This is a genomic window from Pseudomonas machongensis, assembly GCF_034961125.1.
GTDB lineage: Bacteria > Pseudomonadota > Gammaproteobacteria > Pseudomonadales > Pseudomonadaceae > Aquipseudomonas > Aquipseudomonas machongensis.
On record NZ_JAYFUI010000034.1, the window covers coordinates 28,718 to 48,927 of the forward strand.

At 66.4% G+C, this 20,210-nt stretch carries 20 protein-coding genes and 1 pseudogene; 8 read left to right on the plus strand and 13 right to left on the minus strand.

What is annotated here, in order from left to right; genetic code table 11:
• Positions 1-59: 59 nt before the first annotated feature.
• Together fabF and VA602_RS01325 are read left to right on the plus strand one after the other, a co-directional pair.
• Entirely contained in the window at positions 60-1,331 is a 1,272-nt protein-coding gene (fabF, locus tag VA602_RS01320) for a beta-ketoacyl-ACP synthase II (protein ID WP_323452265.1), read from the plus strand.
• Positions 1,332-1,400: 69 nt separating this feature from the next.
• On the plus strand, positions 1,401-1,868 hold the full coding sequence (locus VA602_RS01325; protein WP_323452266.1) for a RidA family protein: 468 nt from the start codon (positions 1,401-1,403) through the stop codon (positions 1,866-1,868).
• Positions 1,869-1,894: 26 nt separating this feature from the next.
• On the opposite strand, the gene VA602_RS01330 is transcribed toward VA602_RS01325, so the two are convergent.
• Positions 1,895-2,374, minus strand: a complete 480-nt coding sequence (locus VA602_RS01330; RefSeq protein ID WP_323452267.1) for an isochorismatase family protein — start codon at positions 2,372-2,374, stop codon at positions 1,895-1,897.
• Positions 2,375-2,557: 183 nt separating this feature from the next.
• Here VA602_RS01330 and VA602_RS01335 point away from each other — a divergent pair, with 183 nt between their 5' ends.
• Entirely contained in the window at positions 2,558-2,911 is a 354-nt protein-coding gene (locus VA602_RS01335; RefSeq protein WP_323452268.1) for a VOC family protein, read from the plus strand.
• 6 nt (positions 2,912-2,917) lie between these two features.
• Here VA602_RS01335 and VA602_RS01340 read toward each other — a convergent pair whose 3' ends face one another.
• Complete coding sequence (locus tag VA602_RS01340) at positions 2,918-3,013, minus strand: hypothetical protein (RefSeq protein ID WP_323452269.1); 96 nt, start codon at positions 3,011-3,013, stop codon at positions 2,918-2,920.
• Positions 3,014-3,032: 19 nt separating this feature from the next.
• On the opposite strand from VA602_RS01340, the pseudogene VA602_RS01345 reads away from it, so the two are divergent.
• Both VA602_RS01345 and VA602_RS01350 read left to right on the plus strand, forming a co-directional pair.
• Positions 3,033-3,587, plus strand: a pseudogene (locus tag VA602_RS01345) (class I tRNA ligase family protein); the annotation flags it as partial.
• A gap of 35 nt (positions 3,588-3,622) precedes the next feature.
• On the plus strand, positions 3,623-4,255 hold the full coding sequence (locus VA602_RS01350) for a LysR substrate-binding domain-containing protein (RefSeq protein ID WP_323452270.1): 633 nt from the start codon (positions 3,623-3,625) through the stop codon (positions 4,253-4,255).
• Between the two features lie 134 nt (positions 4,256-4,389).
• On the opposite strand, the gene VA602_RS01355 is transcribed toward VA602_RS01350, so the two are convergent.
• Complete coding sequence (locus VA602_RS01355; protein WP_323452271.1) at positions 4,390-4,701, minus strand: c-type cytochrome; 312 nt, start codon at positions 4,699-4,701, stop codon at positions 4,390-4,392.
• A 113-nt stretch (positions 4,702-4,814) separates the two neighbouring features.
• Here VA602_RS01355 and VA602_RS01360 point away from each other — a divergent pair, with 113 nt between their 5' ends.
• Both VA602_RS01360 and VA602_RS01365 read left to right on the plus strand, forming a co-directional pair.
• Positions 4,815-5,708 (plus strand): LysR substrate-binding domain-containing protein, encoded by an 894-nt coding sequence (locus tag VA602_RS01360; RefSeq protein WP_153773890.1) that lies wholly within the window; start codon positions 4,815-4,817, stop codon positions 5,706-5,708.
• A gap of 109 nt (positions 5,709-5,817) precedes the next feature.
• The gene (locus VA602_RS01365) at positions 5,818-6,522 is read left to right on the plus strand and encodes an SDR family oxidoreductase (protein ID WP_054891477.1); all 705 of its coding nucleotides are present in this window, start codon (positions 5,818-5,820) and stop codon (positions 6,520-6,522) included.
• Between the two features lie 15 nt (positions 6,523-6,537).
• Here the strand turns inward: VA602_RS01365 and VA602_RS01370 are convergent, their stop codons facing one another.
• The 10 genes from VA602_RS01370 to VA602_RS01415 form a co-directional block, all read right to left on the minus strand.
• The gene (locus VA602_RS01370; RefSeq protein ID WP_323452272.1) at positions 6,538-7,482 is read right to left on the minus strand and encodes an ABC transporter substrate-binding protein; all 945 of its coding nucleotides are present in this window, start codon (positions 7,480-7,482) and stop codon (positions 6,538-6,540) included.
• A 164-nt stretch (positions 7,483-7,646) separates the two neighbouring features.
• Positions 7,647-8,483, minus strand: a complete 837-nt coding sequence (locus tag VA602_RS01375; RefSeq protein ID WP_407682489.1) for a hypothetical protein — start codon at positions 8,481-8,483, stop codon at positions 7,647-7,649.
• Positions 8,484-8,609: 126 nt separating this feature from the next.
• Positions 8,610-10,109, minus strand: a complete 1,500-nt coding sequence (gene proP / locus VA602_RS01380; protein ID WP_323452274.1) for a glycine betaine/L-proline transporter ProP — start codon at positions 10,107-10,109, stop codon at positions 8,610-8,612.
• Between the two features lie 206 nt (positions 10,110-10,315).
• Complete coding sequence (locus VA602_RS01385; RefSeq protein ID WP_323452275.1) at positions 10,316-12,100, minus strand: ABC transporter ATP-binding protein; 1,785 nt, start codon at positions 12,098-12,100, stop codon at positions 10,316-10,318.
• A complete protein-coding gene (locus VA602_RS01390; protein ID WP_054891482.1) occupies positions 12,097-12,924 on the minus strand; it encodes an ABC transporter permease in 828 nt (275 codons plus the stop codon). Before VA602_RS01390 ends, VA602_RS01385 begins: the two co-directional genes overlap by 4 nt.
• Entirely contained in the window at positions 12,917-13,996 is a 1,080-nt protein-coding gene (locus VA602_RS01395) for an ABC transporter permease (protein ID WP_323452276.1), read from the minus strand. Before VA602_RS01395 ends, VA602_RS01390 begins: the two co-directional genes overlap by 8 nt.
• Positions 13,989-15,557 (minus strand): ABC transporter substrate-binding protein, encoded by a 1,569-nt coding sequence (locus VA602_RS01400; protein WP_323452277.1) that lies wholly within the window; start codon positions 15,555-15,557, stop codon positions 13,989-13,991. Before VA602_RS01400 ends, VA602_RS01395 begins: the two co-directional genes overlap by 8 nt.
• Before the next feature lie 10 nt (positions 15,558-15,567).
• Positions 15,568-16,755, minus strand: coding sequence for an LLM class flavin-dependent oxidoreductase (locus VA602_RS01405; protein ID WP_323452278.1), 1,188 nt, complete (start codon positions 16,753-16,755; stop codon positions 15,568-15,570).
• Positions 16,756-16,785: 30 nt separating this feature from the next.
• Positions 16,786-17,508, minus strand: coding sequence for a class II aldolase/adducin family protein (locus VA602_RS01410; protein ID WP_323452279.1), 723 nt, complete (start codon positions 17,506-17,508; stop codon positions 16,786-16,788).
• Positions 17,509-17,523: 15 nt separating this feature from the next.
• Positions 17,524-18,579: an ABC transporter substrate-binding protein gene (locus VA602_RS01415; protein WP_125929672.1), complete on the minus strand. Its 1,056-nt coding sequence runs from the start codon at positions 18,577-18,579 to the stop codon at positions 17,524-17,526.
• Between the two features lie 411 nt (positions 18,580-18,990).
• On the opposite strand from VA602_RS01415, the gene VA602_RS01420 reads away from it, so the two are divergent.
• Complete coding sequence (locus VA602_RS01420; protein WP_323452280.1) at positions 18,991-20,208, plus strand: acyl-CoA dehydrogenase family protein; 1,218 nt, start codon at positions 18,991-18,993, stop codon at positions 20,206-20,208.
• Positions 20,209-20,210 lie beyond the last annotated feature (2 nt).

Below are 20,210 nucleotides of genomic sequence, written 5' to 3' on the forward strand. Positions count from 1 at the left end.
AATGATAGTAACGTCTCTTCAGCTGAATAGTAGCAAACCTCCATAGGAGTGAGACCTTCATGAACAAGCGTATCGTCGTTACCGGAATGGGAGCGGTCACACCGCTGGGGTGTGGCGTGGAGCGGGTCTGGGAACGCCTGCTGGCGGGCCGCTCGGGCATCGCGCAGTTGCCGGAATCGCTGATCGGCGACCTGGCAGTGCGCATCGGCGGCCAGGTGCCGGACCTGCAGCAGGACAGCGAGGCCGGCTTCGATCCGGACCGCGTACTGCCAGCCAAAGAGCAGCGCAAGGTCGATCGTTTCATCCTGTTCGCCCTGGGCGCCGCACAGGAGGCTCTGGCGCAGGCCGGCTGGCAACCGCAAAGCGCCGAACAGCAGGAACGCACGGCAACCATCATCGGTACCGGCGTGGGCGGCTTCCCGGCCATTGCCGAGGCCGTGCGCACCACCGACAGCAAAGGCCCACGCAAGTTGTCACCCTTCACCATTCCCTCCTTCCTCGGCAACCTGGCCGCCGGCCAGGTGTCGATCGCCCACGGGCTCAAAGGCCCACTGGGTACTCCGGTCACCGCGTGCGCGGCCGGGGTGCAGGCGATTGGCGACGCCGCGCGAATGATCCTGGCCGGTGAAGCGGACGTGGCGCTGTGCGGCGGCGCAGAGGCGGCCATTCATCGTGTCAGCCTGGCCGGCTTTGCCGCCGCGCGGGCCTTGTCGAGCGATTTCAACGAGCATCCGGAACAGGCCTCGCGCCCGTTCGACACCCGCCGCGACGGCTTCGTCATGGGCGAAGGCGCCGGCCTGCTGGTGATCGAAGAACTGCAGCATGCACTGGCACGCGGCGCCACGCCGCTGGCCGAGCTGGTGGGCTACGGCACCAGCGCCGACGCCTATCACATCACCTCGGGGCCGGAAGACGGCGACGGCGCGCGACGCGCCATGACCCTGGCCCTGTGCCAGGCCGGTATCCGTGCACAACAGGTCGGCCATCTCAATGCCCATGCCACCTCGACCCCGGTGGGCGACAAGGGCGAGCTGGCAGCGATCAAGGCGGTGTTCGCCGACGTGCCCTCACCGGTGATCAGCGCGACCAAGTCTGCCACCGGCCACTTGCTGGGCGCCGCCGGCGGAATCGAGGCGATCTTCACCGTGCTTGCTCTGCGCGACCAACAGGCGCCGGCCACGCTCAACCTGGTCGAGCCTGACCCCGCAGCCGCCGGACTGGACATTGCCGCAGGCCAGCCGCGGCCCCTGGATACCGAATACGCGCTGTCCAACGGCTTCGGTTTCGGCGGCGTCAATGCCAGCGTGATTTTCAAGCGCTGGGAGGGTTGAGCCACTGGTCGGCACGCGGGCGTTTGATTAGGCTTGGCCATCGCCTCGAGCACACAGGGAGCACTACCGATGTCCAGACACGACCGCTATGAAGCCGCTCTGCAGACACTGGGCTATTCGTTCGATGGCCCGCTGAAGATCGGCGGCGACTACGTGCCGGTGCTGCACTTGGGCGACCAGGTGTACATCAGTGGGCAAATCCCGCGGGTCAACGACACCGTGGTGCACCCGGGGCGGGTGGGCGAGGACGTCAGCCTCGCCGAGGCGCAGACTGCCGCCAAGATCAGCACCCTGCGCTGCCTGAAGCTGCTGAGCGAAAGCCTGGGCTCGCTGGACGCGGTCAAGGGTATCGCGCGGATCAATGTATTCGTGCAGTCGACGGCAGACTTCACCCAGCAGAGCGAAGTGGCCAACGGCGCCTCGGCGATCCTGCATGAAGTGCTGGGCGAGGCCGGCAAGCATACCCGCACTTCGGTGGGGGTGTATCAGTTGCCGAAGAATGCCGCGGTGGAGATTGACCTGATCGCGGTGGTGTAGGCGCAAGGGGCTGGCGTGCAGCCCCTTCAGCCTTGCAGCCCCTCGACCACCTGCGCCACCGTGGTCACCTGGCGAAAGTGATGGGTCCACAGCTCGATACCCAGCTTGCCCGAGCGGTCCAGTGAAGAGCCCACCGTCAGGTCAGTGATCAAGGTCGGGTTCAGCCCGGCATCGAACAGCGCAAAGCCGGCGGCCAGTACGCAGGTTTCGGTCTGCAAGCCGCAGACCAGCACGCGCTCCACCCCCAGTCGCGTGAGGTAGTCGATGGCCTCGGCGGTCTGCCCGTAGCCGTGCTTGACGAACACTTCGTCTGCCTCGATCAGGCTCTCGTCCTCGCGCGCCGGATGCCAGCCAAGCTGCTGCTGGAACGGCGTGACCTGCTCGTCGTGCAACTCGACCGAGGCGATGGCGGGGAGTTTCGCGGCCAACGCGCGGATTCCGTCGATCAGCCACTCAGGAGGGCTGAAGGTGGACTGGACATCGACGATAAGCAAAGCCTGCCGCATGGGGTTCTCCGGGGGACGACATGAGGCCGCGGAGTATATCGTCCGTGGACGATCGTTGCAGGCCCTGGAGCTTGGGCAAGCCACGAGCAGGTGAGCCGGCGATACGCTGGGAGAGACCGTGATCAAGCCCCTGCGCTTGCGCTGATGCGCTAGACTGCGCGCTCCATCACGCAAGGAGGCCACATGGGTATTCGCGGGCAGGATCGACAGATCGACAACATCGAGTTCAACGTCACCGACATCGATCGCAGCAAGGCGTTCTATGGCGCAGTGTTCGGCTGGACCTTCACCGACTACGGCCCCACCTATACCGAGTTCTCCGACGGCCGCCTGAGCGGCGGTTTCACCACCGGCGAAGCGGTACGACCCGGTGGCCCGCTGGTCATCCTCTACGCCGACGACCTTGAAGCCACCCAGCGACGTGCAGAAGCAGCAGGCGCGCGCATCAGCCGCGCCACCTTCGCCTTCCCTGGCGGCCGGCGCTTCCACTTCATCGACCCGGACGGCTACGAACTGGCCGTGTGGACCGCCTCGTAACGCGGTTCAAGCGGTAGGGACGGTCCCGCCATCCACCACGAACTCGGTGCCGGTCACCGCCGCAGCTGCTGGCGAGGCCACGAAGCCGATGACGTTGGCCACCTCCTTCGGGCTGGCGGGCTTCGACGCGTTCTGGAACGCAGACTCCAAAGCCGAGCTGTATCACTTCATCGGCAAGGACATCGTCAACTTCCACGCCCTCTTCTGGCCCGCCATGCTCGAAGGTGCAGGTTTCCGCAAGCCGACTGCCGTCAACGTGCACGGCTACCTGACCGTCAACGGCGCGAAGATGTCCAAGTCTCGCGGCACCTTCATCAAGGCGCGCACCTACCTCGACCACCTGCAGCCCGAGTACCTGCGTTACTACTACGCAGCCAAGCTGGGCCGTGGGGTCGACGATCTCGACTTGAACCTCGAGGACTTCGTGCAGAAGGTCAACTCCGACCTGGTCGGCAAGGTGGTCAACATTGCCAGCCGCTGCGCAGGCTTCATCCACAAGGGCAATGAAGGCGTAATGGTTGCTGGCGACGCCGCACCGGAGCTGACCGAAGCCTTCCTTGCCGCCGCACCCTCGATCGCCGAAGCCTACGAGGCCCGTGACTTTGGCCGTGCCATGCGCGAAATCATGGCCCTGGCCGACCGCGCCCGGCGCTGGGCGATGTGCAAGGCGCCCTGGAAGTGGTGCGCGCCCAGCGCGATCAGCCCAGTGGCATGCTGCGCATCAACGCTGCGGCCTTCGCCGCACGCGAGATCATCGGGCCGCTGGTACTGGAGTTCTTGCGGCGCTATCCGCAGATGCAGGTGGACCTGGTCACCGAGGGGCGCCTGGTGGACATCGTCGCCGATGGTTTCGACCTGGGCGTGCGAGTCGCCGACCTGGTGCCCAGCGACATGATCAGCCTTTCCCTCGGCCGGCCGCAGCGCTATGCCGTGGTCGCCTCCGCCGCCTACCTGGCCGCGCGGGGAACGCCAAGGCTGCCGGCCGACCTGCAGCGCCACAGTTGCGTCCGCGTGCGCCTGCCGGATGGCGCGCTGTTCCGCTGGCGCTTCGCCAACGGCAACAGCGCGCAGCAGATCGACGTACAGGGCCCCATCACTCTGGACGAGGCCAGCCTGGCACGTACTGCCGTCATGGCTGGCGTGGGCCTTGGCTACTTCATGGAACAGGACGTGCGCGAGGACATCGCGGCCGGGCGCCTGGTGCGTGTGCTGGACGACTGGACGCCACCGTTGCCGGGGCTGTGCCTGTACTACGCCGGGCGGCGCAATCCCTCGGCAGGCATGACCGCGTTTCTCGCACTGGCCCGGGAAGTGGCGGAGCAGGCGTGCCGCGAGGGCACGTGAGACAGGGACTTGCTGCATGGGCTGACGGCCTCGCCGGATGTCGGTGAAGCACAGGTTATGCGTTCAGGTCCGTCGCGATAAGCAGGACAGATCAGGATGATCCATTGCGAATTTCAGGATAGTGAACCCAGCATTCAATGCTGTTCGAGAATCCACTGGGTAATGGCCTGCAAATCTTCCTCGCGGGCTTGCAACTGTGGCGGCATCGGCACCACTCCCCATTGCCCCCGGCTGCCCTGTCGGACGCTTTGCACCAACTGCCCGGCGTCCTTGCTGCCGTCGCGATAACGCGCAGCAATCTCTCGCCAGGACGGACCCACGGCCCGCGCATCCAATTGGTGGCAAGCGCTGCAGGCGTAGCGCTGCATCACGGTGGGCGGCTCGGCGAACACCCGAACACTGGCGAACAGCAGCAGCCCGGCTGCAATCACGGCACCTCGAGACATGGGCATGGTCCTGAAAACGATGGGCCGTCGAGGGTACCGGTTACACCGATCCTGCAACAGAGCCGGCGGCGCAAACTGTTATCCTCCAGCGATCTCCACCAGCAGGCACGATCATGACCGAAGGCCCGACCGCCCTCCCCCCACTCAATGCCCTGCGCGTGTTCGAGGTTGTCTCGCGTCACCTGAATTTCCGCTTGGCGGCCGAGGAGCTGGGTGTCACCCAGGCAGCCGTGGCCCAGCAGGTACGGGGGCTGGAGGCGAGCCTGGGCATCAGGCTGTTCGAACGCTTGCCACGTGGCCTGCGCCTGACCGATGCGGGGCTGGGCTACAGCCACAGTATCCGCAACGCCTTGGCCCTGATCGGCGAAGCCACTGCGGCGCTGCGCCCGGACAACCGTCACCTCACCGTCAGCGTCACCCCGACCTTCGCCTCGAAATGGCTGATCCCACGGCTGAGTTCCTTCACCGAGGCCCATGGCGAGATCGACCTGCGGGTGCTGGCCACCGATCGCCTGTCGCGCTTCCAGGCCGACGGCGTGGACCTTGCCGTGCGCTACGGCCACCCGCCCTTCGGCGCAGGGCTCAACACCGAACTGCTGCTCAGGCAGCGGGTGGTCGCGGTGGCCAGCCCCGCACTGCTGGCGCAGTGGGGTAAGCCGCACAGCCTCGAGCAGTTGCAGCATTTCCTGCTGCTGCACGATGCGCATAATTTCTGGCCTGAATTCATCACCCAGCTGTTCGGCCAGCCGCCCCAGCCGATGCCGAAGAACGTACGCTTCAACCAGACCTCGCTGGCCATCGAGGCCGCCGTGGCCGGGCAAGGGCTGGCGCTGTCCAGCGAACTGTTCGTGCAGGAAGACCTGCAGGCCGGACGGCTGGTGCAGGTATTCGAGCAGGCGCTGGAGATGGACAAGCACTTCTACCTGGTCTGGCCCCGCAAGGGCAGCACACCGACCGCACTGGACGTGGTTCGCGGCTGGCTGCTGGAGCAGGTGGAAGCCCTCTGAGGCAATAGATTTTCTACTGAATCGACAAACCCCTGCTGCCTCCCTGCCAGCGGTGCACCGGTGCTAGGCTGACCCCCTCACATCAGCCAAGCATTGCATTGGAGGTCACATGTCAGTAGAAAAAGTAGCGATCATTACCGCCGGCGGTAGCGGCATGGGTGCAGCGGCGGCGCGGCGCCTGGCCGCAGACGGGTTCAAGGTGGCAATCCTGTCTTCATCGGGCAAGGGCGAGGCGCTGGCCCGCGAACTGGGCGGCATCGGCGTGACCGGCAGCAACCAGTCCAACGACGACCTGCAACGCCTGGTCGACACCGTGCTGGAGAAATGGGGGCGCATCGATGTGCTGGTCAACAGCGCAGGCCACGGCCCGCGTGCGCCGATCCTGGAGATCAGCGACGACGACTGGCACAAGGGCATGGACACTTATCTGCTCAATGTCATCCGCCCGACCCGCCTGGTCACCCCGACCATGCAGAAACAGCAAGGTGGCGTGATCATCAACATCTCCACCGCCTGGGCGTTCGAGCCCAGCGACCTGTTCCCGACCTCGGCCGTGTTCCGTGCCGGCCTTGCAGCGTTCAGCAAGATCTTCGCCGACACCTACGCCAAGGATAACGTGCGGATCAACAACGTTCTGCCCGGCTGGATCGACAGCCTGCCGGCCACCGAGCAACGCCGCGACAGCGTGCCGCTCAAGCGCTACGGCAAGAGCGAGGAAATCGCCGCGACCATCGCCTTCCTGGCCAGCGAAGGTGCGGCCTACATCACCGGGCAGAACATCAAGGTCGATGGCGGGCTGACCCGCGGGGTGTGAACCTCGCCGCGTGCCTCAGTCGGCAGGTACGCTGAAACCCTTGGCAAAGGTTGGGGTAACGTCCAGCCGTTGGGTCATCAGGCCATGGGCATGGTAGAAGTCGGCGGTCTCCTGCTGTTGGGTCACGGTGTGCTCATCGATGCCTTGCCAGTGCAGCTTGCGCCGCTCGAACTGCAACCGCGCGGCCTCTTCGGGAAAACCGATGATCGCCGCGAGGGACTTGGAATAGCTGTCCAGGTGCTGGTTGGCCCACACCTGGGCGCCAGCCAGGCGCTTGAGATAGTCCTGCAAGGCCGCGTGTCGCGCAGGGTCTTGCAGCGCCTGGTCGGTGACCGCCAGGAAGCTGTTGCCGCTGGACAAGCCGCGACCGTTCACCAGCACCCTGCCCTGCCCGCCGGTCTCGGCCAGCGCAGTGTAAGGCTCCCAGGTCGCCCAGGCGTCCACCGAGCCGTTGGCCAGGGCGATCTTGGCGTCCACCGGCCCTAGAAAGCGAAACTCCACGTCCTTCTCACTCAGGCCGGCCTGCTCCAGAGCCTTGAGCGCGATGTGGTGGCCGATCGACCCGCGGCCGGTGGCGATGCGTTTGCCCTTGAGGTCGGCGCCACTGCGCAGGGGCGACTCCGGGCGCACCAGCACCGCGGTGCCGTAGGGGTCGGACTTGTCCACCGCGATGGCCTTGACCGGCGCCCCGGAGGCGAGCACGAACAGCAGTGGGGCATCGCCGATGATGCCTGCATCGATGGCGCCTGCGTTGAGCGCCTCGGCAAGTGGCGCGGCGGCCGGAAACTCGGCCCAGTGGATGTGGTAGGGCAGGTCGCGCAGTGCATCGGCAGCCTCGAGCTGGGCGCGCATGTTGCCCTTCTGGTCACCGACGCGCAGCGTGAGGCGCTCGGCGGCAAAGGCCTGGGTTGCCAGCAGCAGGCTGGCGGCAATCAACAGTAGGCGGGAACGGAACGGCATGGAGCTCCTCGGGAAGATACGTGCGTTGGAGCACTGACTGTACCGAGTCGCGATAGATAAATTAAATTGATTTTAGGAATAACCTAATATGCAAATTAATTTAGATTCCATATCCCGGCAGGGACGAGCCGCCATGACGCAAGCCCGTCTCTGCTGGGCTCGGCTCAGTCCTTGGCCCTGTGCAGCAGGCTGTCGAAGCGCTTGCCGTCGATCAGGTAGGTCAGGCGCGCCTGGCCGTTTTCCAGCGGTTCCAGGGTCATGGGCGTATTGGTCTTGTGATAGGGATGGCGGAACAGCGCCGGCTTCTCGGTGTAGGCGTAGCTGTTGAAGGCCAGGGCATCGCCCGTCCAGCGCACGTTGTTGTACAGGTAGCGCCAGTTCTCGTCCGGGCGGTGATAGAGGTAGACGCCACTGGCGTCACGAACGACCTCGATCTGCACCGCGCCGGCCTTGCTCGCCCACCTGCCGATATAGCGTTCGAGCCCCGCATGGCCTGCTGGCACTGCCGGCGCCGGGGCGAAGTCACTCGCCTGGAACGGCGTTCGCCGCGCCGCCTCACCCATGACATCGACGTACAGGTCACACAGCGGCGCCACCTGGTCGACCTTGCGGTAGAGGAAGGTGAGCTGGGTATCGGCGACCGGCATGCTCAACATCATGGCCGTCGGGGCAAAACCCAACACCTCCAGATCGAACGCACGCGCCTCGGACTGAATGTGGATCGAACTGCCGTCCTGCGCCACCTTGTAGTCGGAAACCTCGACGGCCTGGGTCTTGGGCTCGGCGCAGTTGAACGGGTGCAGCAGCACCTTGCCATCGGCCTTGTATTCGGCGACGTTGGCGATGCCACTCTTGAGCGGCAGCATCGCCCAGATACCGACGATCGCACCCTTGTCGGTGCGCAGGGAAACCTTGTCCTTGCTCGGCGCGTGGCCGGCACAGCCGCCCAGGAACAGGGCGCCCAGGGCGAGAGGGAGTAGCGGTTTGAACACGATGATCATCCATGGTTGGTCGAAGGCAGCCGCCCTGCGCCCGAGGTGTCTGGCTAGAGGCGGCTGGCCATCATCGCATGAAACGCTTTCGTATCACCTTAATAAGCCCACGCGCGTACGGCTTCGCGCGGGGCCTCATTCGATCCGCGGATGCTGCTGCACCAGCACTTTGCGCTTGGCCTCGAGCTCGGCGATCTGCTCGTCGATGTCCTCGATCTTCTGCTCGATGGTGTCGTGGTGCTCCTGCAGCAGTTCCTTGGCTTCTTCCAGGTCCGAGGCCGCAGGCGCCGCTCCGCGCAGGGGCTTGTTGGCGGTCTCTTTCATGGTCAGCCCGGTGAGCAGGCCGATCACGGCGATGACCATCAGGTAGTAGGCCGGCATGTACAGGTTGTCGGTGCTTTCGACCAACCAGGCGGCGATGGTCGGGGTGAGGCCGGCGATCAGCACCGAGATGTTGAAGGCGCTGGCCAGCGCGCTGTAGCGGATGTGAGTGGGGAACATCGCTGGCAGGGTCGAGGCCATCACGCCGATGAAGAAGTTCAGCAGCACCGCCAGGATCAGCAGCCCGGCAAAGATCACCCCGAGGCTGCCGCTGTTGATCAGCATGAACGCCGGGATCGCCAGGACGAACAGGCCGACGCTGCCCACCACGATGAAAGGACGACGCCCGACCTTGTCGCTGAGGAAGCCGATCACCGGCTGCACGAACAGCATGCCGACCATGATCGCAATGATGATCAGCACGCCGTGGTCTTCGCTGTAGTGCAGGTTGTGCGACAGATAGCTGGGCATGTAGGTGAGCAGCATGTAGTAGGTGACGTTGGTCGCGATCACCACACCGATGCAGGTCAGCAGGCTGCGCCAGTGCTTGGTGGCGACCTCCTTGAACGACACCTTCGGCCCCGAGGCCAGGCCTTCGCGATCACCCTGCTCGAGCTTGTCGACATGCTGCTGGAAGGCTGGCGTCTCCTCCAGGGCGTGGCGCAGGTAAAGGCCGATGATGCCCAACGGCAACGCGACGAGGAACGGCAGGCGCCAGCCCCAGTCGAGGAATTTTTCCTCGCCGACGATGGCCGAGATCATCACCACCATGCCGGCACCGAGCACGAAGCCTGCGATCGAGCCGAAGTCCAGCCAACTGCCGAGGAAGCCGCGCTTGCGGTCAGGGGCGTATTCGGCGACGAAGATCGAGGCACCGGTGTATTCGCCGCCGACCGAGAAGCCCTGGGCCATCTTGGCCAGCAACAGCAGGATCGGCGCCCAGATGCCGATCGAGGCATAGGACGGTATCAGCCCGATGGCGAAGGTGCTCAGCGACATGATGACGATGGTCGCCGCCAGGACTTTCTGGCGGCCATAGCGATCACCCAGGGCGCCGAAGAACAGCCCTCCCAGCGGGCGGATCAGGAAAGGGACCGAGAAGGTTGCCAGGGCCGCGATCATCTGCACGCTGGGCGAGGCGTTGGGGAAGAACACCTTGCCCAACGCATAGGCGACGAAGCCGTAGACGCCGAAGTCGAACCACTCCATGGCGTTGCCGAGCGCTGCGGCAGTGATCGCCTTGCGCATCTTGGCGTCGTCGACGATGGTGATGTCTTTCAAGCCGATCGGCTTGACTCTCTTGCGTGATTTCATAAGTGCTTACTCTGTAGCTGACCTGTCGTGACAATCCGCTGTCCCCGGGGCAGATCGGGCGGGCGAACAGTTTTCGGCCACGCTGCCAAAGCAATGGTGGCAACGGGCCCTATGGGGTCAGATACAAATGGACACTAAATAATTCCGCGCTCGATGATTTTTTCCTGCAGTCCGCTACGACAGAGGTGCGCCGGTACCGCGGCAGGTCACGGGTGCAAGCGCGGCGAATGTGCGAGCAATGTCTGGGTGTACCCCTGCTGAGGTCGCTCGAACACCGCGTCCACTGCGCCCTGCTCCACCACCCTGCCCCGATTCAACACCAGCACCCGGTCGGCAATCGCACGCACCACGCCCAGGTCGTGGGTGACGAACAGCACGGTCAGCCCCTCGCCCTGCAAACGCCGCAGCAGCGCCAGGATCGACGCCTGTACCGACACATCCAGCGCCGAGGTGATCTCGTCGCACACCAGCAGCCGAGGTTCGCACACCAGCGCCCGGGCAATCGCCACGCGCTGGCGCTCGCCGCCCGAAAGGCTGTGCGGATACAGGCCAGCCACCCGTGCCGGCAGCGATACCCGCTCGAGCACCGCCTCGACCCGACGTCTGGCCTCGTCGCCGCGAATACCGAAGAAATGCGCCAACGGCGCGCTCAGGGTCTGCAACACCGTCTGCCGAGGATTCAACGCCCGGTAGGGGTTCTGGAAGATGTACTGGATCTGATGGCGCAACCCGGCATCACGCTGGCGGGCGGCAAAGGGCAGCGGCTGTCCGGCGTAGCGCAGGTGCCCCTGCACGTTCTCGCCAAGCCCGGCAATGGCCCGTGCCAGGCTGGTCTTGCCCGAGCCGGACTCACCGACCAATGCCAGGCACTCGCCCTGCCCCACCTGCAGCGCAACGTCGAACAGCACCTGGCGGTCGTACGCCACGTCCAGACCCTGTACCTCGAGCAGCGGCGCCGCAGTGAGCGCTTCGAGCTGCCCCTCGCCCGCCGCGCTATCGATCAATACCAGCGGCTCTTGATGCGGCACCAGGCAGGCCACCTGCTGCTCGCGGCCCAGGCGCACCAGCGCGGGCTCCAGCACCCTGCATTGCGCCTGCCGCCGTGCACAACGGGGCGCGAAGGCACAACCCTCGGACCTCTGCCCGGGTGCCGGGGCATGACCGCCGATGGCTTGCAGCGGCTGACGCCGGGCAACATCCGGGATCGCCCCGAGCAACGCACGCGTATAGGGATGGGCTGGCGCGGCGAACAACGCCTCGCGCGCGGCGATCTCGACCAGGCGCCCGGCATACATGACCATCACCCGGTCCACCAGGTCGCGCACCACGGCCAGGTCATGGGTGACGTACAGCGCCGCCACGCCGTGGCTGCGGCACAGGTCTTTGAGGGTGCCGAGCACATGGGCCTGGGTAGTGACGTCCAGCGCCGTGGTCGGCTCGTCGAGCACGATCAAGCGCGGCCGCAGGACGAACGCCAGGGCCAGCATCACCCGTTGTTGCTGCCCGCCGGACAGCTGGTGCGGGAAACGGCGCAGGAATGCGGCGTCAGACGGCAGCCCGACCTCCTCGAGCGTCGTGGCGATGCGCTGTTGCAGGGCCTCGCGGGCCAGGCGCGGCTGATGGGCCAGCACGGTTTCGCGTAGCAGCGCACCGATGCGCAGCGCCGGGTTCAAGGCCGTGGCCGGGTCCTGGGCAACATAGCCGACCAGCCCACCACGAGCCAGGCGCAATGCCTCGCCTTCGAGCTCCAGCAGCGAGTGACCGGCGACCTCGACACGCCCGGCAACGATCCGCGCGCCCTGGCGGGCATGACGCAGCAAGGCCGTCGCCAGGGTGGTCTTGCCCGAACCGGATTCGCCGACCAGCCCGACGATCTCCCCTGCTGCCAGGCTGAACGACACGCCCGACAGCACCTCCACCCGACCGGCCAGTTCCACCCGCAGGTCGCTGACCCGCAGCACTTCGGCGACGCTCTGCACGACCGCATTCATGGTTGTTTCTCCCCGATCCGCGCACTGGCGCGACCAATGCCTTCGGCCAGGATATTGGTGCCATAGGCGAACACGCCGATCAGCAACGCCGGGGCCAGCACGGCCCAGGGCTGCACCAGCAGGCCGGCCTGGTTTTCGTTGATCATCAGGCCCCAGTCGGCGGCCGGTGGTGCCACGCCGTAACCGAGAAAACCCAGCCCCGAGAGCATGCCCACGGCCCAGGTCAGCATGTTGCCGAAATGCACCAGCAGCGGCGTGAGAATGTTCGGCAGGATCTCCCTGAACAGGATGCGCCAGCGCGAATAGCCCATCATCTGCGCCGCCTCGACGAACTCCTGCCCGGCCACCGCCACCGCGCTGCCGCGCGCCAGGCGAATCACCCCAGGGGTGAAGGCGATGGCCACGGTGAGCACGATCAGCCAAGGCGCACGCCCCAGCATCGACACGATCAGCAGCACCAGGATCAGGTCGGGAAATGCCAGCGAAACATCCGCCGCCCAACTGATCGCCTGGTCCAGGCGTCGCCGCGAAAAACCCGCCAACAGGCCCAGGCTGCCACCGGCCAGCAGCGCGAGGGTCGCAGCCGCCACTGACATCCACAGGACCGACAGCCCACCGCTGAGTAGCCGCGAGAGCAGGTCATGCCCCAGGAAATCATGGCCCAGCGGCGCACCGGCCGCCGGTGGGCCGTACACCGGACCGACCATGGCCGTCGGTGCATGCGGTGCGAGCCAGGGCCCCAGCAGCGCCAACCCGGCCACCAGCAAAGTGATGAGGGCACCACGACGGATCTGCCGATCGGCATGCCAAGGGGTATCAATCATGGTTCGCCTCCTGGGCAGGTACGCTGCGCGAGCGGCGCCACCAGGGCAGGATGCCGCGGCGGTTGCGCCGGATCATCCGCACCCGGCGCGCGGTGCGCAGCTTGGGGGTCAGCAGCACGGTGAACAGGTCTGCGAGCAGGTTGATCAGCACCACCGCCAGGGTGATGACCAGGACGATGCCCTGGATCATCGGCAGGTCGCGCATCTGGATCGCCGCATTGAGTGCCGTGCCGATTCCGGGATAGCTGAAGATCACCTCGGCCAGCAGCGCACCGCCAACCAAGGTGCGCAGGGTCAGGGCCACGCCCTGGATCGCTGGTGTCAGCGCGTTGGGCAAGGTATGCCGCCAGACGATGCGCCGCTCGGGAATGCCGCGCAGGCGCGCAGCGATCACATAGTCCGACTCCAGCGCTTCGATCATCGCGGCACGCACCATGCGCGTCAGGTAGGGCAAGGCCGAAAGCCCCAGGGCAATGACCGGCAGCACCAGGTACTGCAGTTGCGCCCACAATGGCCGCTGCGGATCAAGGATCGACACCGCCGGCAGCCAGCCCATGCCGGGCATGGAGAACAGCAGCACCAGGCCGATGGCCAGGAGAAATCCGGGCGTGGCCTTGAACAGGATCAGCGCCGACAGGCCGAAGCGGTCCAGGCGGCTGTCGCGCCGCAGCGCCAGGGTCACGCCCAGTAGCAGCGCCAGCGGCACCACCAGCGCGAGCACACCGGCCAACAGCGCCAGGGTGTGGCCGAGGCGGCCGAACAACAGGTCGGCCACCGGCACCTGGGAGTCCAGCGAAATGCCCAGGTCGCCGCGTAGTGCGGCGCCGAGCCAGCGCAGGTATTGCACCAGGATCGGCTGGTCCAGCCCCAGTTGCCGCTGCAGGGTGAGGATACTTTCCAGTGGCGCGTCCGGGCCGAGGATCACCCGCGCCGGGTCCGAGGGCAGCGCCTGGGTGGCAATGAACACCACCAGGCTGATGACCCAGGCGGTGAGCAGGCCGTAGCCCAGGCGGCCGATGAACCACGACAGCCAGGCCGGCGTGCGCGGTGTGCAGTGATGAGGATCAGGCATGGTTCAACCACAACTCGTCGAAGCGCCAGGAGGCGAAGGTGGTCTGTTCCGGGGTGAGCCCGCCGACCTGTGCGCTGGCGGCATCGAGCACATCACTGAAGCCCCAGATCAGCAGGCCACCGCGCGCGTGCTGGATCGCCTGGGCCTCGTGCACCAGGGCCTTGCGTCGGGCAAGGTCTGGCTCGGCCAAGGCCTGCCCGAACAGTTCGCTGAAGCGCGGATCGTGGAAGTTGCTGCGGTTGTAGATCGCCTGCGGCGCATCGTTGTGCAGCGCCGAGGCCAGAAAACCGCGCGCTGGCGTCGAGCCTGGCGACAATTGCCAGTGCTCGCGCTGCGGCCCATTGAACACCGAGCCATCGACCTGGGTGACCTTGACCTGCACCCCCGCCTTCTGCGCCTGCTGCGCGAACACCAAGGCGGCATTCACCCCAGAGCCTGCAGGCGTGGTCAGCTCAAGGCGCAGGTCGCTGTGGCCGGCCTGGCGCAGCAGTGCGCGGGCCTGATCCAGATCGTACGGGCGCTGGGGCAGGTCATGGTTGTAGGTAGGATCGTGCGGCGCATACAGATCGTTGGCCACTCGACCGAAGCCGTTGAGCCCGCGGGCCACCAGTTCCTGACGATCGGCGAGCAAGCGCAGAGCCTGGCGCACGCGCACATCCTGCAACGGCGCCTTGGCCAGGTTGAGGTTGAAGCCACTGAACGAGGTGGTGGGCGACACATACAGGCGCAGGCGCGGGTCGGCCTTGAGCAATGCGCTGTGTTCGGCCTGCACGCCGCTGGCGACGTCGATCTGCCCGGCGCGCAGCGCGGCGGCGCGCGAGACCTGGTCCTTGAATTCGATGATCTCCAGTTCATCGGTGTAGGGGCGCTCGGGCTTGTAGTAGTTCTCGAAGCGGGTGTAGAGCGAGCGTTGCCCGGGGATGAAGCGCTTGAGCCGATAGGGCCCGGCGCCCACCGGATTGGTGACCGGGTGATAGTCGGTGGGCACGATGCCGCCAAAGCTGATCAGGGTTTCATCCAGCGGGTAGAAGCTCTGGCCGCCCTTGAAACGGATTTCAAGGGTGCGCTCGTCGACCTTGCGCAACGCATAGCGGTCGATGGCACCGACCAGCCCGGCATAGGGCGAGGCCAGCTTCGGGTCGGTCAGGCGCAGGATCGAGAACAGCATGTCGTCGGCGGTGATGCTCTTGCCGTGGTGGAACTCCAGCCCCGGCTTCAGGCGGATGGTCCAGGCACTGGCATCGCGATTGGGCTCGGCGAACTCGGCCAGGGCCAGGCGCGTGCTGACATCGGGGTTCCATTCCCAGAACTTGGCGTAGAGCGCCCAGCCGCGAATGATCCCACCGCCCACCGGCTTGTGCGCGTCGAGATTGCCGGCCTGGTCACCGTCGATGATCCCGACCCGCAGGCGACCGCCGCGTACCGGGGTACCCGGCAGTGCGCCACCAATCGTCGCTGGCTGGCCGGCATCGCAACCGCCGAGCAGGCTGCCGCCAAGCAACAGGCCACCGCCGACCGCCAGGCTGTTGCCGAGAAAGACCCGGCGGGAAAACTCAGTCATCGCTCAGTCCTCATGCCGGTTGCGCCACCGCCGCCTGGCGTGCGGCGCCCAGGCGCGGCACTTCGAAGCCGTGGTCCAGGTCCAGCAACGGGAACAGAAGGTCGGCGACCCGCTGCGCTTCATCGATCAGCGGGAAGCCGGAAAGGATGAAGGCCGATGTGCCCTGCGCCTCGTACTCGCGAATACGCTCGGCGACCTGCTCGGCGCTGCCCACCAGGTACGTGCCGGCCGCCGGGCCGAGAATGTTGAAGCCGAACAGGCTCGGGCCGAGCCAGACGTTGGGATGAATCTCCAGCTCCCGCGCGCTCGGCAGGCGCCCGGCACGAATGCTGTCGAGGTTGCGCTGGATGCGTGGGTCGTCACTGACGAAGCTTTCCAGGGTCTGCCCCGGCGGTAGCTGGCGCTCGATGGAGGCCCGCGCGGTGGCCAGCGACGTGCGTTGCAGCAGGCGTTCGGCGTGGGCCCAGGCCTCTTCCTCGGTTTCGCGCACGATCACTTGCAGGCGCGTGCCATAAGTGAGTTCGCGGCCGATCTTCGCCGCTTCGGCGGCGACGCGGCGGAACTTGTCCCCCAATCGTTGCGGGGTATCGGCAAAGCTCAGGTAGACGTCGAGCAATTGCACCGAATGGGCCACCCCCGGCACCGAGGTGCCGGCGCCCCACAGCGGGATGCCCGGTTTCTGCTTGGGTGGATGCCAGCCGCCCAGCGGGTGGCTGGCCGCTGCCGGCGAGCGCGGCGAGAGCTGGACGTAACGCCCTTGGTAGCCTGCCGTTTCGCCTGCATAGAACCCCTGGAACGCGCGCCAGTACTCCAGGCTGAAGTCGTAGCGCTCATCGTGCGGGTAATGCACGCCCAAGGTCGCCAGGCCCGCATCGTTGCCGTTGACCACATTGAACAGCAGGCGGCCATTGGAGAACTGGTCGAAGGTCAGCGCCCACTTGGCCAGCACCGCAGGCGACAGCTCGCCGGGGTGCTGGGCCACCAGGAAACGCAAGCGCTCGGTGGCATCGATCAGCGCGGCCGACACCGCCAGGCTTTCGTTCGGGCTCGAGCCCAGCAGCGCGCCATAGTAGCCAAGGCGGTCGGCCGCCACGGCCAGTTGCTTGAGGTGCTGGAAATCGGTGTTCCAGCGCCCCTGGGGCTCCCAGGGATAGGGGCCGTCGGGGGTGGTGAGGTACCAGAGGATCTTGACCGCCATGGGCGTGCTCCTTGCGAGAAATTGAACGGCTCAGTTGCGACGGTCGATGCCCGGCACCAGGCCCAGCTCGGTGGCGCGCTCGTACAGGCCGCTCATCTTCCATTGCTGGGTCAGCACCCCTGGCCCATAGGGGCGCGAGCCACCGAGCGCGTCGGCCAGCAACTGGATCTGCGCGCCCTCCTCCAGCAGCAGGATGAACTCGGCGGTGGCGCGCAGGCCCTGCTTGCCCCATACCGTAGCGCCGCCGTTGGCCTCCAGGATCGCCAGGTTGAAGGGGTTCTCGGCGATCTTGTCGAGGATGAAGTCCACCTCGGCCTGGCGTCGGTCGATGTAGACCGGCAGCTCGCGGGCCAACTGGTAGCGCTGCACCGGCACGTAGTGGAACGGCAAGGTGCGGTGGGTCTGGGCCCAGGCGCCGAGGTAGGGACTGTGCACATGGGACACGGTGGTGACATCGGCGTGGGTCTGGAACAGCTTGGTGTAGCGGCCCAGCCCGCCCTTGGCCTTACCGCGCACCACATTGCCGGCGAAGTCGCTGACACTGGCCTGCAGCGGCTGGTGGCGCTTCCACGGCCCGCCATAGTTCACCGACACCAGCAGCTCCTGGCCAGGCACCCGCTCGATGAAGCCGACGGTGCCATTGGCGGTGATGGTGTGGGTTTCACGGAACACGGTGAAGGCCGCTTCGGCCTCGGCCACCACGTGGTCGACGAAGGTGTCCAGGTCGATTTGCTCGTTGATCAGTACGGTCATCTCAGGTCTCCGGTATCAGGCGCGGCGCTGGGCCAGCAATTCATGGGCAGCTTGCAGGGGGCGATGGTCGACCCAGTCGGCGAGGTCGAAGTCGCGTTCGAGGAAGCCATGCAGGTTGAGAAAGGTCTTCTGCACGTCCAGGTAGTCCAGGCGTTGCGCCGAGAGGTCCGGCGCCAGGGTGGTGTGGAAATCGCCGCGGTACGCCTCGGCCACGCCCTGGCTGCCGGCGCGGGTTTCCTCCTCGAGAATGGCGTTGAGCGCATCGCGGTTGCCTGCAGCCCATTGGGCGGCACGCAGGGTCTGGGCGAGAAAGCGCACCACCAGATCGAAGTGATCGTCGAGCAGGCTCTGGTGCACGGTGATCGGCCTTGGCGTGCCGTTGTTGATGCGGTGGCGCGGATCAGGCAGTGCGTCGAGGTCGACACCGACCACCAGGCCCAGGCGCCGCGCGGCATCGGCGGCGGCTGCGCCCTTGACGTAGACCGCATCCACCTCGCCGCGGGCCAGGTAATCAAGGCCGGACCACAGGCGCTGCAGGCCCAGTTGCGGAGTTTCGGCCCGAGTCTGGTCGAGCAGCGCCACCTCTTTGAAGTGCACGTCGTCCAGGCTCAGGCCGGCCGAGGCCAGGGCCCCCTTGTAGCCATGCAGGCTCATGGCCCGAGCGATGCTGCCGGGGCGATTGTCGCCCCAGGCCGGCAGTGCCAGGCGCTTGCCGCGCAGGTCGGCGGCGCTGCGAATGCCCGAGTCGGGGCGTACCAGGATGGTCTGCCATTCCTCGATCCAGGTCAGGCCGATCAGCCGGCTCGGTGCACCGGCAGCACGGGCCGCCAGCGCCGGCAGGTTGCCGCCTTCGCGAAACAGCCCGGGGAGTTGGTGATCATAGTGATGCTGGCCGAGCTGACGGGCCTCCTGCAGGGTTTCCACCGGCAGGCCGTCGGCGGCGAATTCTTCGTTTAGCCAGCCGAGCTTGTAGGCGATACCCGAAGCGGTCGGGACGGGGCAGCGCGTGAACCAGATGCGCTCCAGACGCGTGTCGGCGGCTGGCAGTACAGGGGCAGTGGCGAGGGTCATGGGGTCGCTCCTTGAGGGTCGTGACAGCGCTATTGCAGCGCCCGTGCCAACGGCTGCAGGCCCCGAATCACGGGGCCCAGGCCAAGGCTTCGGGGGGACGAGTGCTGATTGGCGGGCAGGATTGCGGGGTGGCTGCTGCCAGATCAGCAGTGGCCGGGATGGGGGTGTTGCTGGGGCAGCAATCGACGTTGTGAGTAGCGCTGTAAGCCTTGTGCCGCAAGGGTTTCGGCGGTGTGGCAAAGAAGTTGCTCTAGGTCTGGCAGAGCGTGGGGCCGCTGCGCGACCCATCGCGGGACAAGCCCGCTCCCACAGGAACCTCGCCGTCATTGGAAACGGCGCCGTACCTGTAGGAGCGGGCTTGCCCGCGAAACGCACACCACCGCCCTTCCTGACACACCACCGAGGTTCCCCATGAGCAACATCCGCCGCATCACCCACGAAACCGAGGCCATCGAAGTCGCCCGCCAGGTCGCCGAGGAAATCGCCGCCATCGCTGCCGACCCACGCAACAACGGCCAACTCCCACGCCGCCAGGCTGAGCTGCTGTCCAGCAGCGGCCTCACCGCCATCGGCGTGCCTGCGGCACTCGGCGGGCTCGGCGCCTCCGTCGCCACCCTTGTCGAAACCGTACGCCTGATCTCGGTCGCCGACGGTGGCGTGGGCCAATTGCTGCAGATTCACAACGTCATGCTGCGCGGCGTCGTCAGCGGCTATCCGGATGAAGTACGCGATCGCCTGGTCGCCGACCTGCTGGCTGGAAAGCGCCTGGGCAATGCCCTGGCCGAGGTCGGCGGCAAGAACAAGTTCGCCCTCAAGACCCGCGTCGAGCGCCGCGCGGACGGCAAGCTGGTGCTCAACGGCAGCAAGTTCTACTCCACCGGCGCCTATCTGGCCGAGTGGATCTCGCTGACCGCCGCCAGCGACGACGGCGGCGTCGGCGTGCTGCTGCAGCGCGATACGCCAGGCCTGACACTGATCGACGATTGGGACGCCTTCGGTCAGCAGAACTCGGTCAGCGGCACCGTCAACTTCGAAGACATCGTCCTCGACGAGCGCTATCTCTCGCGCCGTAACGGGCCGATGAAGCCCACCGGCCTGACCTTCCCGCAGATCCTCCACGCGGCCATCGACACCGGCATCGCCGCCGGCGCCCTGCAGGCGGCCACCGCCTACCTGCGCGAGCATGCCCGGGCCTGGGTTGAAAGCGGCGTCGAACGGGCCAGTGACGAGCCCCATGTGATCCGCCAGATTGGCGAATACGCCGTGGCCCTGCGCGGGGCAGAGTCGGTGCTGCGCGATGCTGCACGGGTGTTCGACGAACACGAGCGCGACCCGGAGAACAAGGCGTTGCAGGACGAACTGATCCTCTCGGTGGCCACCGCCCGCGCCCACGCCGACAGCGCCTCGCTGAACATCGCCAGCGACCTGTTCTCGCTGCTGGGTGCCAGCGCCAGCCTGAGCAAGTGGAACCTCGATCGCTTCTGGCGCAACGCGCGGGTGCACACCACTCACGATCCGATCCGCTGGCGCCTGCACAACGTCGGCAATTACTACCTCAATGGCGCGGATCCCGGCGAGTACACCGCCATTCTCAATGCCAAGGAGGCCCAGGGCGCGACGCGCCGCTGAAT